This is a genomic window from Rufibacter sp. JT20002 (assembly GCF_056491185.1).
In genome coordinates, this window is sequence record NZ_JBSZJY010000001.1 from 1824923 (window position 1) to 1841757 (window position 16835).

Here is a 16835-nt window from a genome sequence, read left to right on the forward strand (position 1 = left end):
CTTGTCAGAAAACACAAGAGCCGCGCTTGGTGGCGCGGCTCTTGTGTTTTACTTAAAAATCTATGCTCTTAGAAGAACCGCACGCGGTTATCTTCAATCTTTGCGTTCTTACGTACGGCTTCGTACAGGGCACCTTGAACACGTCCGGCACGGGTACCTTGCAACTGCTGCTTCACAGAGGCTACATCGGCTACCGGGGCGGCTGGGCTCAGGCTGATCAATTCACTGATCACCACGCCACCTTCACCGTCAATTGGAGCAGTGCGCTGGCCTGGCTTCAACCCGAAGGTTCTACCTACGGCTACTGGCTCAAAGCCCATACCTGGGATGTTGGCAGCACCTAAGGTCACATCATTGGCTGGACGAACTAGTGCATCAGGACCGTATTTAGCAGCGATTTGCTCTAACGGACCAGAAAGCGAAGCCAGTTTTTCTTTGATTTTCTTTGCTTTCAACTCGTTGCGAACGGCAGCGGTCAGTTCCTCACGAACATCCTCCACTTTAGCGGTTCCTTTTTCGCGTTTGCCGGTTAACACGGCTACTACGTACTGGTCATCCATGGTGATTACCGGAGACACAGAACCTTTTTTGGTATCTTCGGAGAAAGCCCAACGCACCAATTCACGGGCATTTTGCAGGTTGTTTACAGAACGGTCAGCCGCTGTGATGTTTTTGGCTTCGGCTTTGATCAAGCCTTTTTCGTTGGCAACGGTCTTATTGAAGCTTTCCAGGTCAGAGCTGTTAGCAGCAATAGCACCAGCCCGGCTGAAAGCGTACTCACGGGAATTGTCGCTTGGCGTTAAGGCACGGGTCACTTGGGCTACCTGATAGGTTCTGGTGGTTTTAGGCTCCGTGATCTTTACAATGTGGTAGCCATATTCTGTCTCTACCAGGTTTGGCAACAGACCGGCACCTGAAGAAGCAAAAACTGCTTTCTCAAACGCTGGCACCATGCGGCCTTCGGTGAACCAACCTAAGTCACCACCCATAGAGGCAGTTCCATCGGTTCCGTGCTGGGCAGCCAACTGGGCAAAATCAGCACCACCTTTGATTTGGTTTAAAATACCTTGGGCTTTGGCTTTGGCAGCGGCTTTGGCTTCTGGCGTGGTGTTGTCTGGTTTGATCAAGATGTGGCTGGCACGTACCGAAGCTTTTCCGCCTTCTTTCACGTCCATGATCTTGTACAAGCTGAAAGTTCCGTTTTGGGCGAAAGGACCATACAGTTTTCCTTTCTCTAAAGGTTGGCTTTTCAGTTCTTCTGGCAGCTCATTGGCTGGCAAGTATGCAGGGTTGAAAGGAGTCTCTGATTCTGCTTTCACAAACAGAGAATCGTTATCAGTTGTAGCAAAGCGAGAGGCTAATTCAGCCGTCTCTGTGCTGTAAGCAGCACTATCTTCTTTAGAAGCAGACACTGGTACCGTCACATACGTGATAGAACGACCTTCTTCTACTTCAAATTTCTTTTTGTTATTGTTCAGGTACTCGCTCAATTGATCATCGGTTACTTTCACCGTTGAGTCAGCGATGCTGAAATAAGGAACAAACAAAGATTTGATGCTGGCTTTGGTGTTTTGCTCAGCATTGAAACGTTTTGCTTCCTCGGTGGTCACGTAGTTAGAGAACGTGAACAGGTTGTAATATTTGTTACGCAGACGGTCTGTTGCCAGGTCTTGCTCGTACTTACGCCAGGCGGCTTGTTGCTCTGGAGGCATGCTGCCCAGGTTACGAAGCGTTTGCTTCACCTGCTCTACGTTGAACTGCCCGGTTTGAGGATCAGTGAACATCTGCTTAAGAGCCGGGTGCACGTTACGTCCTTGTACCATGTCTACCTGCTCTTCTTCAGAGATGCCTACTCCTACTTTTTCAAATTCTCCTTCAAAGGCATACTTGAACACTAACTGGTTCCAGGTCTGCTCCCGCAAAGACGCCATTTCAGCTTCGGAAGGCTGGCGGCCGTACTGGTTGGCGTAGTTATTTCTAGCCTCTTCAAACATGGCTTCAAATTCCTGCACAGACACTTCATGCCCAGCAACCTCCCCAACTGTCATATTGCTTCCGAACAACCGGGAATTTGGTCCCAGCAGGTCTCCCAACACAATGAAAATGAGCAAGCCAATAGCGATTGCGCCAATGGCGAACCCTGACTTCTCCCGAATCTTGTTAATTAATGCCATGTAAGTATTAGACGTATTTTAAGCGTTATGCAAAATAATCGCAATAAGTGATAAAATCAAAATATAAGTGTCTATAGAGCAGGTTATTCTTCTGTTTGGGTCAACCTTAGGGTAAGATGCACCGTATTAATGCGATGCTCGTCCATGGAGAGGATTCTTATCTCAAAGGGCGGCACCACCACCACGTCTCCCACCGTAGGTATTTCTTCCAGTACAGACAAGATAAAACCGCCTAAAGTTTCATAATCGCCCTCGGGTAGGTTCAACTCATATTTCTCATTGAGGTAATCTATCTCCTGACGGGCACTGAACAGGTAAGAACCGGGCTCGGGCAAGGGCTGCTCCAGTAGGTCTTCCTCGTCATACTCATCGTTGATGTCGCCCAGGATCTCTTCCATCACGTCTTCCAGAGTAACAATACCGGAGGTTCCGCCAAACTCATCCAGTACTAGCACAATGCTGCGGTGCTCGGTGATGAACTTCACAAAAAGCTCCCGGGCCAGCATGTTCTCGGGCACGGCCTCCATGGGGGTGAGTATTTCCTCTACCGTTGACGGGTTATTGAACAAAGAGAACTGATGACAGTACCCCAAGATATGATCCAGAGAGTCTTGGTAGATAAGGATTTTGGAATGGCCAGTTTCTATGAAGGCCTGTCTAAGCACCTCTACCCCCTCCTCCAACTCAATGGCGTCAATTTCGGTGCGCGGTACCATACACTCCCGCACTTTCACATTCTTGAACTCCAAGGCATTGTTGAAGATCTTGCTGTCTACCTCGTTGGTGGGCGCTAGAACTACCTCATCTGGGGACTGCAGTCTCACCGCAAAGGGCTGCAAGGTTAGTGCGTTGGCCAAAACCTCTCCTTCGTTTTCGTCTTCTTTCCTTGAAAACAGGCCAAGAACAGCGTGCAGCAAAAACGATACAGGGTAGAACAGCACGAAGAAGAACGCCACGAGAGGAGCCGCTGCCTTCAGCAGGCGCGCCGGGGAAATCAGGCTGGCCAAAATGCCAGTAACAATGTACAGCAGACTTACGATTAGCAGGGTGGCAATACCGGCCAGAATGTTGGCTATTACTGACTGAAGGTAGTGCTGCAGAAGTGATGAAAGGCTTTTAAAGCAACTCAGACCCAATACCAGCAGGCCAAGACCCATGCATAGTTGAAGGGTAAGAAGTACTTGCTTTTCACGGCACAGTAAGAAGCCCAGCAAGGAATGTTGATTCTCAGTGACCTGCAACCGGATGTATGCCCGTCCTATCTGCCGCATGGCAATCTCTGCCACACTGGAGACAGAAAGCAGCAGGAAACCTGCCGCGGCAGTTATGTACAGTAAGTCAGGGTCCATGTAACGGGAGAAATCAAGGCTTTGCCTTGTTCATACGGAAAAGCATGAGAAAGATAATAGATAGCATGATGATCCAATAACTTTCTACCACTCCATTCACAATGGATTGATGCACGCCAATCACCAGGAAAGCGACGGCCAAGGCCATGTAGATGGTTTGTTTCAGATTCATTGTTTCAGGACGAAAGAGCCGGAAAACTGCTTTAGGGTATATTGAGAGAAATCTTGTTTGGCCGTGAGGCCCACGCCGGTCACTACTTCATCTACACTGGTGATACGTACAAACTTATCGGTGAAGATGGTTTGTTTTTGCCGCTCCCAGAAGAGTTCCTCGGTGTTCAGCTGCTCTTTCTTTACGATGTTTTTTACCACCACATCGTTCCGGGCAAAGTACTGGTCTTTGGCCTTGTCATACCGCCCGTACTTGGCGGTGATGATGGTGGTAGGCGTGCCCTCCTCGTAAAAGGTGATGTACATGCCTTTGGTGTACACAATGTCTCCGTTCTGCAGTTGTTGCTCTACCGGGGCGCTCAGCTTCAGTTTCATCTTGGCAGAATCACTGTAGATAGTTACTTGGTTGTACGTCTCGGAGGAGGGGCCATTGTACTGGACAGGCTTTATGTTCTCGTCTGTATTTTGACAACTCCACCCAAAACAGGCCATAAACAGCAGCCAAAGAAGAGGAGCCTTTATGCCTTCCTGCATTGTAAACAGAACTTTAAACAGATTACTCATTCCTTTAAACGGTTCAGATACCAGACCCAACAATCAAGATTGATTCAGGGGCCTGGTATCTGTCTTTTGTATTTGAAGCGGTGAAGATTGGTTTCTTAGTCAAACTTACGCTTCACAAACCATCTGTTGTTGAACGTCACACCTATGTTAAACCGGAAATACTGTTCCTTAAGGCCGGTATTCTTGGCTTCTAACTGGCCAACCGTGAAACTGGTATTCAACAGTGCCTGCGTATAATCTGGTGGCCGAACGCCTCTTCCTAACGGAAGCGAAAAGCCCCAGGTTAAAGCCATGTCCTGAAGATCATGGGCACTTGGGGTGGTGCTTCCTGCTGAAATGGCGTTTATCTGCGAATTCCCGAAATAACCCCCAAAACGGTAGGTTACTCTTTTAAAGTAAGAGCTCACAGAACCGGCATCTGGGGTAATCTCCGTACCAATGCCCACGCGGTATCCGTCTCCTAACTCTTGACGGCCTGCCTCCTTGTTTAAGCTGAAGCCTCTAAAGTCTGAACCTTTAATTTGGGTGTAATCTGCGCCTACAGACCAGTTACGGTTATTGTCAAAGGCCAATCCTAGCTGTAGCATCTGCGGAACCGTGGTGTAACCTTCTAAACTATCAGTCACCAGGCTGGAGATAAGAGATTCATCTAAGTACCGGCGCTCCTGGGCAACCTGGCGGTCTGTCTCGATATTCGCCTTGGAAGTATAAGTACCTCCTATGCCTAAGCTGGCTTTATCGCTTACCTTTTTTCGGTAGTGCAGCCCTCCCTTGAACATAAGACCAGTGTACTTAGAGGTAGTATGGATCAAGGTCTTCTGCAGCGCACTGGTAGAATCTTCGGTATCTACCAGAATGGTAGATTCCTGCCGGTCAATAGTTCCGAAAAGGAAAGACCCAGAAACCCCTGCCGTAAATCCATTGGCAATCCGGACGCCATGCGCGAAATACACTTCGTTGAGACCTCCGTTGCCTTCATATTGGTTGTAGGAAGTAACCGTGTTTTCCGCCCCTGCTACCGGGTTGGTAGAGATCGTGGTAAAATTCACTCGGCTATAAGGCCTCAAACCAACAGCCGTTGTCCAGCGGCGAGAGATGGGAAGCGCCAGAGCCAAATACCCCAGATTAGCGGTACCATCTACCTGAGACGTGTTCTTTTCAGACAGGCGTTTCAGTTCAGAGGCCACTGTGGCTTCAAAGGTCACTGAGTTGTTGTAGTAAAGCAACGCAGGGTTGATGTCATTGATCAGGCCAGCACTACCATTGGCTACTCCCACCTGCCCCATGCCCGCACTGCGGATAGAACCGGTGCCGTGCACCAGGTCGCCTACGCCAAAGCGTGAATAAGGGGAGTTAGAGAGCTGTTGCGCCTGTAGCTGTTGTGACCCTATAGCTAAACCAGAGATCAATAACAGTGCGCGGAAAGGCTTATACATTATACTCAAGTATTCGGTTTAACCCGATTAAAACCAATTCGGGAATGACAAAGATGCGTGCTTTTACTGTACTTTCAAAAAACGGGGCGTCGCCACCGCACAGAATAACCGTCAACGGTTTGTATTGACGTTCATAATGTTGAATCATGGCTTCAGCCTCTGCCACCGCACCATACAGAATCCCTCCTTTGATCGCCTCGGCAGTGGTTTTGCCCGGCCTGGGTGGTAGTTCATAGCCTTCCAGCAAGGGCAGCTTTCCGGTAAAGGTGTGCACCGCCTGATAGCGCATGGTAATGCCCGGCGAGATACTGCCTCCCTGAAACGTGCCATCGGCCTCTAAAAGATCATAGGTAATGCAGGTTCCCGCGTCTATGATAAGGCAATGATGGTCCTGGAACAGGTATTGGGCTCCTACTGCTGCCGCCAACCGGTCTACGCCTAACGTGTGTGGTGTTCCGTAGTTGTTGTGCACCGGCACCGGTGTCTGGGAATGGAACAGAATTCTTTGTCCAGACACCGGGATGTGCTGCACCAGTTCAGCCGATTCCTTGCTCACAGAAGACATGATGGCATTTTGCAGGGAAACGCCTGCCAGTTCTTTCCCTAATGCAGGAAAGTCTGGGCAGGTGAATTGTTGCACCAAAAGCCCGTCTTGGAATAGACCGGCTTTGATGCGGGTGTTACCCCGGTCTATTGCCAGATTCAGCATTCTATGAACGTCAGATTACATAAAGTATTTCAGACGCACTACTTCTTTTTCTGTTAAGAAGCGCCAGTTACCTCTTGGCAGGTCTTTCTTGGTTAAGCCAGCGTACTGCACACGGTCAAGCGTCACCACCTCGTATCCCAAATGTTCAAAGATGCGGCGCACAATGCGGTTTCTTCCAATGTGAATCTCGATGCCCAAGAACTTGTTGCTCTCCCCTAAAAGCGCGACATCATCTACTTCGGCTCTGCCGTCTTCCAGCTCTAAACCTGCCTGAATCTGCTTCACGTGCTCTTGCGTGATCGGCTTGTCTAGTTCTACCTGATAGATTTTAGACACCTTGTTAGAAGGGTGCGTCAGTTTCTGGGCCAGTTCGCCGTCATTGGTGAAAAGCAGCAAACCTGTGGTGTTTCTATCCAGACGGCCTACTGGGAACAGACGCTCTTTAGAGGCATTCTTTACCAGGTCCATCACGGTTTTGCGACCCTCAGGATCATCGGTAGTGGTCAGGAAATCTTTTGGTTTGTTCAGGAGCACATACACCGTTTTTTCCCGGTTAAGGGTTTTGCGGCCGTATTGCACGGTATCAGTTGGGGCTACTTTATAGCCCATCTCCGTTACCACCTGTCCGTTTACCTTGATCTCACCAGCGGCGATCAGTTCATCGGCCTCTCTACGTGAGCAGATACCAGCATTGGCGATGTAACGGTTCAGGCGCAGGTCTTCGTTTCCGTACTCAGGGTTCTTGCGCTTTTTGCGTTCTTCGTAGCGCTTCAGGTTATAGGCTGGAGCCTCCTGAGTTTCCTCGTCTGAGCGGCCAAAGCGACCTTCTTTAAAGCCCTTGTTATCTCTACCAGAACGGTCATGACGATCTGGGCGGCTATCCCGCGCAGGACGGTCATCACGTCTCTGGAAAGAAGGACGGTCATCACGACCACGGTTTTCACGTGGAGCATTGCGGTCAAACGGTCTGTCACCTTCTCTGCGGGCCGGGCGTTCCGGACGGTTTTCGTCCCGGTTTCCGGAAAACGGCCTGTTTTCGCGCGGAGCATCGGAGCGTCTGTCCTCAGAACGGTTAAAGCCTCGGTCTTCGCGGCGGTCACCGCCCCGGTTGAAGCTACGCTCTTCTCTGTCGCCGCCTCTTTCTCTACGGTCATCGCCTCCGCGGTTGAAACCACGCTCATTGCGGTCAGGAGAGAAACCACCTTCACGGCGGTCACCACCACGTGCTGGGCGGTTGTTATCTCTACCGGCACCAAAAGACGGACGATCTGCGCCACGGCGCTCACCACCGCGTTCCTCCCGGTTGCCGAAAGAACGACGCTCACCGCCTCTTTCCTCGCCACCACGGGCCGGGCCTCTTCCTCCTTCACGACGGTCATTGAAAGAACCTCTCTCGCGGTTATCTCTTCCTTCAGGTCGGTTGAAACCTCCTTCTCTGGCGGGTCTGCGGTCAGAACGGTCGTTTTCTCCGCGAGGTCTGAAATCTGGGCGGTCGTTATTGCCTCTGTCCGGACGATCAAAGCCACGGGCCGGACGGAAGTCGCCACCTCTACGGTCGCTTTCCCGTCTTGGGGCACGTTCTCTGTTCTCGCGGTTGGTGTTTATATCTCCGTCGCGGTCGTCACGGCGGGGTCTATCTGAATTGTCTGAATTTCTGTCTCGGTTGCGGAAGCCACCGTCTCTGTCGCCCCCTTCTGGACGGTCAAAGCGGGTACCTCTGCCAAATACTTTCTTGCCCTGACCCCATGAATTGCCACGGGGGCGGTCGTTGCCTTCTTGAGGCGTGTCTTCGTTTCTAGCCATGTTGTTGTGAAAAACTGCAGTATCGCTACTGTATAAAAAGATGTGATTCTAAAATTAGAGGGCGGCAGATTCGCCGATGGTGTTCTCCTCCGGTGCCAAGTCTCTGAGTTGCGGAAGGTCCTTGAGGTGGTTGATGCCGAAATATTCCATGAACTTTTGGCTGGTGCCAAACAGTACTGGACGGCCAATGGTGTTCGCTTTGCCTTTGATTTCCAGCAAGCCTTTCTCCAGCAGACGCTGGATGGCGTAATCACAGCTGACGCCTCTGATCTGCTCTATCTGTGAGCGGGTAATGGGTTGTTTGTAGGCAATGATTGCCAAGGTCTCCAGAGCCGAAGCAGAGAGCTTCTTCTTGGATTTATGCTTGAGTAAAATACTAACCGAGTCTTGGTAGGCTGGTTTGGTCAAAAACTGATACCCGCCTCCAATAGCGTAAATCTGAAAAGCAAAAGCATCGGTAGAGAATTGAGCATTGAGCTGCTCAATTCCCTCCAATACATCACTCACGCTCACCTCAGTGACCAGCGCCTCGGAAAGGCATTTCTGCAGTTCCTCAATTGACACGGGCGAGGTGGCGCAAAATATCAGCGCCTGAAGGTGGTTCAGTAACAGGTTCAAATTGTATGCGGTTTTGTTAGTCGTTGCGGCTCATTTTGGCCTCAATGGTGTGCTGCGTATGCGGCACCGCCTTTAAACGCTCCTTAGGGATCAATTTACCAGACTTGATGCACACGCCATAGCTTCCGTTCTTGATCCGGATAAGAGCGTTTTCCAACTGCTGGATAAATTTCAACTGCCGAGACGCCAACTGGTTCAAGCTTTCCTTCTCCTGCGTATCTGCCCCATCTTCCAATACTTTAGAGGTAGAGGCGGTATTATCAGTGCCGGAATCATTGCGGCGGCTCAAGGTTTCCTTAATGAAGGCCACCTCTTTGCGGGCGTTATTTAATTTCTCAATGATGATTTCTTGAAATTCGTTCAATTCCTCTTGGGAATACCGCTGTTTTTCTTCACTCATGGCTTTAGGGTTCGTAACGGTTGGGCTTTTGTTTGTTAGTATTCAATGGCAGCCGGTCAATTAACCAATTGGATTATTTACGTAAAATAGGCTGAATTTATACGATCCTCTGGTTTTTAAAAGAACAGGCTATTTATTTTTTTTGCGCAAAAATACAGTTATTATTTCGTAAAACTAAATACCACAACAAATTGATAATCAAAATTTACAATTCTTTTGAAGTTACATTATAGTTCTCACTACTCTGGCTTCTTACAACTACATGAGCTTCACGGATAAAAAGACAAAAACTAGCCCAAAACAACAATTAATAATGGTTTAGAAGTAAAAACTTAGGTTCTTACCTCCATTTCATGATAAAACAAGAGGGCCAGCCATGATTATGGCTGGCCCTCTTGTTTGGTGAGTTTTGGAAAAATTTAATTCACCCAGTTCAGCATCTGTATGGCCGTGGCAGCCGCCTCTACGCCTTTATTGCCGTGTTTGCCCCCGGCACGGTCCCAGGCCTGCTGCTCATCATTGGTGGTGACTAACCCAAAGATAACAGGCTTGTTGAATTTAAGGCCAACCTGGGTGAGCCCTTGGGCAACGGCGTGGCAGATGTAATCATCATGCTTGGTTTCGCCTTTAATCACCACACCTAAGGCAATGACAGCATCAATCTCGTTGCTCTGCGCCAGGAACTGAGCCCCTAAAGTAAGTTCAAAGGAACCGGGCACGGTATTTCGGTAGATATTCTCGGGCTTGGCACCATGCTGCAACAGCGTGTCATAAGCCCCTTTGCACAAAGTATCTGTAATTTCTTTGTTCCACTCTGCCACTACTAAGCCAAACTTTTTACCGGAAATATCAGGGAGGTTATCTGAGTTATACTCGCTAAGGTTTTTTAGGGCGCTTGCCATTCTTGAAGGTTTTAAGGAGAGTTGTTAGGTCTGGAATCTGCGCTTGTAGCATTGTTTGCCAAAAACAGCCCGGAAACGGTTCTACGCAAAATTGCATAAAAAAACAGAGCGGCTGCCGAAATAATTTTCAGCAGCCGCTCTGTCAATTGATTCTCCTAAGAGATTTATTTTTTGGCTAACCCCTCGGCACGTGCCTTGTATTTCTTGGCATCGTTCACCTCTGGGCTTAGTGGGTAATCATTGATCACGCGGTCATACACCTCCACGGCTTCTGCATACTGGTTAGCGGCTTCGTGGGCCACAGCAGCTTTCATCAGGTACTGCGGAGAGAAGTAGTCATTGGCTTTATGCTCAGCGGCTTTCTTGTACAGGGCAGCAGCTTCTTCTCTTTTGCCTAATTCCAGGTTAGCATCGCCTTGCAGGCTGTACACACGGGCTTGAAGCAAAAGGTCATCAGACTTGAATTCTTCCAGGTAGTTTAATGCCTCCTGGTATTTGCCTTGCTTCAAAGAAACCACGCCTGCGTAGAAGTTAGCCAGTTTACCGGCTTTAGTGCTTCCATACTCCTCGGCTACCGCTTTAAAACCATCGTTTTGGCCATCGCCGTTCAAGGCTTTGCTTAATGAATCAGCTTCTAAATAATATTCTGCCTGGAACATGGCAGCTAAAGCCTCTTGGTTTTTAGTTTGTTGGTTCTGATAATACAGGAACCCACCTACTACCGCGGCGGCAATAGCTACAAAAATCCCGATGAACAGGTTTTTGTTACGCTCCACAAAGTTCTCCGACTTCAACAGACGGTCAGCTAGCGCATCTGGGTTTTCCAACAGCTCGTACTCGCCTTCCCGCTTCAGTTCGTCTTCGCGCTTGATTGTGTTATTTGACATCAGTATTTATAATAATAAGATTTAGATGCTGTTCATAAAAAGCCTTGTCCGCTGAACCCCAAATTGTTGAGTGGGGTTCCCGCGGAGCCGGTTTTTTAGTCCATCACGTAAGGATAGTCTTTCTCTACGTAGATATCGGTGTACAATTCCTCTGGGGCTGGGTAAGGAGACTTCTCAGCAAACTCCACAGACTCCTGCACCTGGGCTTTGATCTTGTTATCAATCTCCTCCAGTTCCTGCTCGGTGGCGAAGTTGTTTTCCAAGATAGTGAAACGCACGCTCTCAATTGGGTCTTGGTTACGGTAGCTTTCCAGTTCTTCTTTGGTACGGTACTTAGCCGGGTCAGACATAGAGTGACCTTTGTAACGGTAAGTGCGGAACTCCAGGAAGGTTGGGCCTTCACCAGCACGGGCACGTTCAGCGGCACGAGCTACGGCATCGTGCACATCTTCGCAACGCATGGCGTTTACAGGCTCAGACGGCATGTCATAAGACAAGCCCAGTTTGTACAGCTCCGTTACGTTAGACGTACGCTGTACCGAGGTACCCATGGCGTAACCGTTGTTCTCTACCACAAAGATCACAGGCAGTTTCCACAGCATGGCCATGTTGAAGGCCTCGTGCAAGGCACCTTGACGTACGGCACCGTCACCCATGTAACAGATGCACAGGTTTCCGGTTTTGTTGTATTTCTCAGCAAACGCCAGACCAGCGCCAAGTGGCACCTGGGCACCCACAATACCGTGACCACCTACGAAGTTTACTTCTTTGTCAAAAATGTGCATGGAACCGCCTTTGCCTTTAGAGCAACCAGTGGCTTTGGCATACAACTCGGCCATCACAGCATTAGGAGAAGTTCCTAACCCTAGCGGATGGGCGTGATCGCGGTACGCGGTGATCCATTTATCGTCTTTGGTGAGGGCAGTGATGGCACCGGCCGCACAGGCTTCCTGCCCGATGTAAAGGTGACAGAAACCTTTGATTTTCTGCTGGCCGTATAACTGACCGGCTTTCTCCTCAAATTTGCGCATGAGCTGCATCATCTCATACCAGCGCATATAGGTCTCTTTTGAAAATGCTGGGGCAGCGTTTACCTTTGCCTTTTTCGCATCATTCGTCTTCGCTGCTTTCGTCTCTGCCATACTGTATGTGTATTGGTAAGGGTTAAGTCAAAAAAAATCAGACCTTGCCAACCGGCTTTTTCAGAGTAGATTTAGCCCAGGCTCGGTTCCGTAAGATATTATATCATGCGAAATTAAGTAAAAATCTGTAAACAAGTTCATGCTCCTCGAAAATCTACACGTACTGCACTTCAAGAATTACGAGGAAGCCACCCTGCCTTTTTCTTCGCACATCAACTGTTTCATTGGCGACAACGGCAGCGGCAAAACCAACCTGCTGGACGCCATCCATTATCTGTCGCTCACCAAAAGCGCCTTTACCTCCTCAGACCTGCAGAACATCAAAGAGGGCGAAGACTACTTCATTGTACGAGGTCGGTTTAAAACCGAAGAGAAAATTAGTGCCGTGCAGTGTTATTTAAAGACGGGGCAGAAAAAGATTATCACCTTAAACAAAGCACCTTACGAGCGGGTGAGCGAGCACGTGGGCAAGTTTCCGGTGGTGTTGATCTCGCCGTATGACACCGATCTGATTAGGGAAGGCAGTGAGGAACGCCGCAAGTTCTTTGACAGCCTCATGGCGCAACTGGACCACTCCTACCTGGATTTGCTTATCCAGTACACCTACATTCTTAAGCAGCGCAACTCTCTTTTGAAGCAATTCTACGAAAAGAACTACGTAGACAAGGAATACCTGCAGATCCTGGACGAGCAACTCATGCCGTTAGGCACCGAGCTGAGCATCCGGCGAGCCGCTTTCCTGGAGACGTTTGAGCCGGTGTTCCAGCGCCACTACCAACATCTTTCAGACTCGCATGAGGTAGTCACGCTAGGGTATCAAAGCCAATTAACGCGGCAGAATTACGCCTATCTTCTAGACCAGAGCCAGCGCAAAGACCTGTTGCTGCAACGCACTACCGTGGGCCCGCATAAAGACGATTTCGTGTTCCTGATGGATGGGAAAAGCGTGAAAAATTTTGGCTCCCAAGGCCAGCAGAAGAGTTATGTCATTGCTTTGAAGCTGGCGCAGTTTGAGGTGCTTTCCGCTAAAAACAGCCAGAAACCGCTTTTGCTCCTTGATGATATCTTTGACCGACTGGATGAGAAACGCATCACGCAACTCATGCAATTGGTGGCTAACAACACCTTCGGCCAGATCTTCCTTACCGACACCCACCTGGAACGCACCGACAAAATCCTGCAGCCTTTGTCTAATAACATCCGCCGGTTCAGAATCTCTGAAGGCACCGCAGAGACGATTGAGGATGAGGAGTAGTTATTAGTTGTTGGTTCTCGCGCCAGCGAAGGCAACTTAGCGGACTGCCTAAATAAATCCGTCCTCACTACCGTAAAAAGAAAAGAACTCTCGTATCAGGAGGAGGCGCTTTGGGCTAGGTTTCTTTAAAACAGCCTGTCAACAGCAGGTGTATAACTGGGGCTGATATGGGGATAACCAAGTGGGTAAATTCATCTGGCCAAACCTCACCGAAACGCTTGAGATTAGAGTAATTTAGCGCCGTAGCAACACCTAAAAAGAGCCTCCTATGTCCCTGCGTCCGCTTAATCCTAGAAACCCGTTCATGCGCAAAGCCGATACTATCTCCTTGAAAGACAGTATTGATGCCATGCTCAAAGCCTATAAACTGAACGGAAAACTGAGTGAGGTGCAGTTGGTGAGCTCCTGGGAAAAGATCATGGGTAAAGCCATCTCCATGAAAACGCAAGAGGTGTTTGTGCGCAACCGCAAACTGTACGTGCGCCTTTCTTCTGCCCCGCTCAAGCATGAACTGAACATGGCCCGTGGTAAAGTCATGGCCTTGATCAACATTGAAATGGGCGAGCAGGTAGTGGAGGACGTCATCTTCCTGTAAAGTCTGCCCACATCAGTTTCTGCTTGCCTCACGCTTCCTCTTCTAAAAACTCCATGAATTCCTTCAAGTACGTGCTGGCAACGCTGGCAGCAGTTGTTTTCACGTGGCTTTTGCATGAGTTCTCGCATTGGCTCACCGGTGAAGTGTTAGGCACTGCCATGACAATGACCCTAAATAGTTCTTACCCAGAAAGCGGGCGGTACGCCAATGATTCTGACTTTTACCTTGTCAGCGCAGCCGGTCCCTTGATTACCCTTTTGCAAGCGCTTGTGGTGTACTTCCTCCTGAAAAGAAAAGAACACCGCTATTTGCTTCCCTTCCTGCTAACGTGTTTATACATGCGCCTACTGGCCGGCGGAATGAACGTCATCAACTTGAACGATGAAGGCCGGATTAGCCATATACTAGGGATTGGGACGTATACCTTGCCGCTGCTGATCATCAGTATCCTGCTCTATCTCACTTATGCGGTTTGCGTGGCAAGAGGCTATCGGGTTAGAAAGATTTCATTGACTTTGCTCCTCATCATGGTCTTCAGCTCTGTGCTTATTTTAGCCGACCAAGCCCTCCGCCTGAAGTTGCTGTAGCTCCAACTTAGTTTCTGCCTTCATTCTGATTCTCCTGTTTTTGCTTTATTTTTAGCAAAACACCTATAAAGCAGTTATGCAGCAGCCCATCCTTGAGCCAGATTTCTTTCGTCCGGTTTCTTATTCGCGCACTACCCTCACCGAGTTGATGATCCCCAGTTATGCCAACTTCGGCGGTAAAATACACGGGGGTATCCTGCTGTCGCTGATGGACAAGGTCGCCTATGCCTGCGCGGCCAAGCATGCGGGCAACTATTGCGTGACGGTAACGGTAGATGGAGTGCATTTTCTGCAGGCCGTGGAAGTAGGGGAATTGGTGAGTTTGATGGCCTCGGTGAATTACGTAGGCAAGACCTCGCTTATGGTGGGCATTAAAGTGGTAGCCGAGAATGTGAAATCTGGGTTTGTGAAGCACACCAACACGTCTTATTTCACCATGGTGGCCAAAGACGAGAACGACAAACCTGCCAAAGTCCCTGCCCTGCTCCTGGAAACCCCTGATGATGCCCGCCGGTTTATTGAGGCGCTGCAACGCAAAGAAATCAAAACCCGATCTGAGCAGGAGTTCAAAGAAATAAAGACCAACCTGGAACTGCGCCAAAACATCTCTACCCTGATAGGCCAGCGCTGCCAATTAGGCTTTGAATTGTAGTAGGGTTTAGCGTTTCTTTTAAAAATCAGGCTTAAATCAGCTTTCTGGTCTACAGCAACGGAGAGAGCAGGCGCGCCAGTTTCTCAAAGAACTGTTTCACATGGGGCCGTTCGCGCCAGGCTTCCAAGTTGATTTTATCGGCGTACTGCAGATCCTGGTAGAATATGTCTCTGAGTTGCTGCGCGGTATTCACATCATAGAGAAAGGCATTCACCTCAAAGTTCAGCTCGAAACTGCGGTTATCCATGTTGGCCGTGCCCACCATGCTCACCGCCCCGTCAATGACCATGGTCTTAGCGTGGATAAAGCCCTTCTGGTACAAGTAAATCTCTACCCCGGCATTGAGCATATCGTCATAATACGACCAGGCGGCCGCGTTCACCAGCGCCGAATCTGAGATGCCCGGCACTAGCAATTTCACCTTGACGCCGCCTAAAGCCGCCACCGTGAGCGCCTGCAGAATTCCCTCACCGGGTATAAAGTAGGGTGTGGTAATGAGTACTTCTTCCTGCGCCAGGTAAATGGCCTGCAGCATGGAAAACAGGATGGTGGGCATGGGCGAATCTGGTCCGCTGGCGGCAATCTGCACGGGAGTATTGCCATTGGGGTGCGGCTTGGCTACAAAGTAGCGCTGATGCGGGTGCAGCATTTGGCCCGAGGAGAAGTTCCAGTCGCAGAAGAAAAGGTATTGCAGGTAGTAAATGCCCGGACCGTCAATGCGCAGGTGAGTATCACGCCAGTACAGCCGCTTGCTTCCCCCGGGTTTGTTGATGTAGCGGTCGGCCACGTTGATGCCCCCCACAAAGGCGGTCTTGGTATCAATGATGATGATCTTGCGGTGGTTTCGGTAGTTCAGGCGATTCGCCAACAGCAGGAAATGCACCTTATGGAAAGGGAACGCCTCTACCCCAGCGGCTCGTAGCTCTGCCACAAACTTCCGCCGGATTGACCGGCTGCCGTAATCGTCATAGATAAACCGTACCTCTACTCCTGCCTTGGCTTTCTGGATGAGGATGTCTTTGATCTGGTTCCCGATGTAATCGTTTTCAATGATGTAGTATTCAAAATGGATGTAGTGCTGAGCTTCTTTGAGCGCCTGCAGCACCTCGGGGAACTTTTCCTCGCCGTTAAGCAACAGCTTGACTTGGTTTCCGCCGGTTAGGGGGCTTAGTCCGTCATTGAGCAAAAGTTTTACCAGCTCTTTATACCCTTGCACGGTGGCATCACTGGCAGCCAGCATTTGTTCTGAATAGGTTTGCACCCGCTCTTCCAGCTCTTGCAGGAAGATTTCGTCTTCTATGAGTTTCTTGGTGTAGATCCTCCGCTTTTTGTAGTTGATCCCGAAGGAGAAATAGATGATGATGCCCACCACCGGCACAAAGATGGCCAGCAGCAGATAGGCCAGCGTTTTAGAGGTAGACCCGGTGTCATAGATAATGCGCAGACATACCGCTACCAGCACCGTGAAGTAGACGATGTTCCAAATAAGTAACCAGTCTACGCTGTTCAGCAGGTATGTCACAGATCTCTATCTTCGGTTTATTGGGGTTAGTTTTAATGAACAGGCCTAAAATCAGCTTTACCCAATCGC

Annotated in this window: 17 protein-coding genes; 4 read left to right on the forward strand and 13 right to left on the reverse strand. The window is 49.5% G+C overall.

Annotated features, from left to right (window positions below; genetic code table 11):
* Positions 1-68 precede the first annotated feature (68 nt).
* The 12 genes from ACW9SV_RS07225 to pdhA all read right to left on the reverse strand — a co-directional run bounded on the left by ACW9SV_RS07225 (position 69) and on the right by pdhA (position 12155).
* Positions 69-2174, reverse strand: a complete 2106-nt coding sequence (locus ACW9SV_RS07225) for a peptidylprolyl isomerase (RefSeq protein ID WP_479556068.1) — start codon at positions 2172-2174, stop codon at positions 69-71.
* A gap of 83 nt (positions 2175-2257) precedes the next feature.
* The gene (locus tag ACW9SV_RS07230; RefSeq protein WP_479556069.1) at positions 2258-3523 is read right to left on the reverse strand and encodes a hemolysin family protein; all 1266 of its coding nucleotides are present in this window, start codon (positions 3521-3523) and stop codon (positions 2258-2260) included.
* 13 nt (positions 3524-3536) lie between these two features.
* On the reverse strand, positions 3537-3695 hold the full coding sequence (locus ACW9SV_RS07235) for a hypothetical protein (RefSeq protein WP_165864862.1): 159 nt from the start codon (positions 3693-3695) through the stop codon (positions 3537-3539).
* Positions 3692-4258 carry an LPS export ABC transporter periplasmic protein LptC gene (gene lptC / locus ACW9SV_RS07240; RefSeq protein WP_479556070.1) on the reverse strand — a complete coding sequence of 189 codons (567 nt, stop codon included), beginning with the start codon at positions 4256-4258 and terminating at the stop codon, positions 3692-3694. The genes ACW9SV_RS07235 and lptC overlap by 4 nt, the downstream gene beginning before the upstream one ends.
* Before the next feature lie 95 nt (positions 4259-4353).
* Positions 4354-5694: a BamG family beta-barrel-assembly machinery protein gene (gene bamG / locus ACW9SV_RS07245; RefSeq protein WP_479556071.1), complete on the reverse strand. Its 1341-nt coding sequence runs from the start codon at positions 5692-5694 to the stop codon at positions 4354-4356.
* Complete coding sequence (locus ACW9SV_RS07250; protein ID WP_479556072.1) at positions 5687-6403, reverse strand: type III pantothenate kinase; 717 nt, start codon at positions 6401-6403, stop codon at positions 5687-5689. The genes bamG and ACW9SV_RS07250 overlap by 8 nt, the downstream gene beginning before the upstream one ends.
* Before the next feature lie 15 nt (positions 6404-6418).
* Complete coding sequence (locus tag ACW9SV_RS07255) at positions 6419-8206, reverse strand: pseudouridine synthase (protein ID WP_479556073.1); 1788 nt, start codon at positions 8204-8206, stop codon at positions 6419-6421.
* A gap of 54 nt (positions 8207-8260) precedes the next feature.
* Positions 8261-8824, reverse strand: a complete 564-nt coding sequence (gene scpB, locus ACW9SV_RS07260; protein ID WP_479556074.1) for an SMC-Scp complex subunit ScpB — start codon at positions 8822-8824, stop codon at positions 8261-8263.
* Between the two features lie 16 nt (positions 8825-8840).
* Positions 8841-9224: a TraR/DksA family transcriptional regulator gene (locus ACW9SV_RS07265; RefSeq protein ID WP_149090019.1), complete on the reverse strand. Its 384-nt coding sequence runs from the start codon at positions 9222-9224 to the stop codon at positions 8841-8843.
* Positions 9225-9643: 419 nt separating this feature from the next.
* A complete protein-coding gene (gene ribH / locus ACW9SV_RS07270) occupies positions 9644-10126 on the reverse strand; it encodes a 6,7-dimethyl-8-ribityllumazine synthase (protein ID WP_479556075.1) in 483 nt (160 codons plus the stop codon).
* Between the two features lie 164 nt (positions 10127-10290).
* Positions 10291-11013 (reverse strand): tetratricopeptide repeat protein, encoded by a 723-nt coding sequence (locus ACW9SV_RS07275; RefSeq protein WP_479556076.1) that lies wholly within the window; start codon positions 11011-11013, stop codon positions 10291-10293.
* Positions 11014-11108: 95 nt separating this feature from the next.
* The gene (gene pdhA, locus ACW9SV_RS07280) at positions 11109-12155 is read right to left on the reverse strand and encodes a pyruvate dehydrogenase (acetyl-transferring) E1 component subunit alpha (protein WP_479556077.1); all 1047 of its coding nucleotides are present in this window, start codon (positions 12153-12155) and stop codon (positions 11109-11111) included.
* A gap of 139 nt (positions 12156-12294) precedes the next feature.
* Between pdhA and recF the strand changes: the two genes are divergently transcribed.
* The 4 genes from recF to ACW9SV_RS07300 all read left to right on the forward strand — a co-directional run bounded on the left by recF (position 12295) and on the right by ACW9SV_RS07300 (position 15244).
* Positions 12295-13410: a DNA replication/repair protein RecF gene (recF, locus tag ACW9SV_RS07285; RefSeq protein ID WP_479556078.1), complete on the forward strand. Its 1116-nt coding sequence runs from the start codon at positions 12295-12297 to the stop codon at positions 13408-13410.
* Positions 13411-13678: 268 nt separating this feature from the next.
* A complete protein-coding gene (locus tag ACW9SV_RS07290; protein ID WP_479556079.1) occupies positions 13679-14005 on the forward strand; it encodes a DciA family protein in 327 nt (108 codons plus the stop codon).
* Positions 14006-14058: 53 nt separating this feature from the next.
* On the forward strand, positions 14059-14592 hold the full coding sequence (locus ACW9SV_RS07295; protein WP_479556080.1) for a hypothetical protein: 534 nt from the start codon (positions 14059-14061) through the stop codon (positions 14590-14592).
* 76 nt (positions 14593-14668) lie between these two features.
* Entirely contained in the window at positions 14669-15244 is a 576-nt protein-coding gene (locus ACW9SV_RS07300) for an acyl-CoA thioesterase (protein ID WP_479556081.1), read from the forward strand.
* 49 nt (positions 15245-15293) lie between these two features.
* Here ACW9SV_RS07300 and cls read toward each other — a convergent pair whose 3' ends face one another.
* Complete coding sequence (gene cls, locus ACW9SV_RS07305; protein ID WP_479556082.1) at positions 15294-16766, reverse strand: cardiolipin synthase; 1473 nt, start codon at positions 16764-16766, stop codon at positions 15294-15296.
* Positions 16767-16835: the final 69 nt, after the last annotated feature.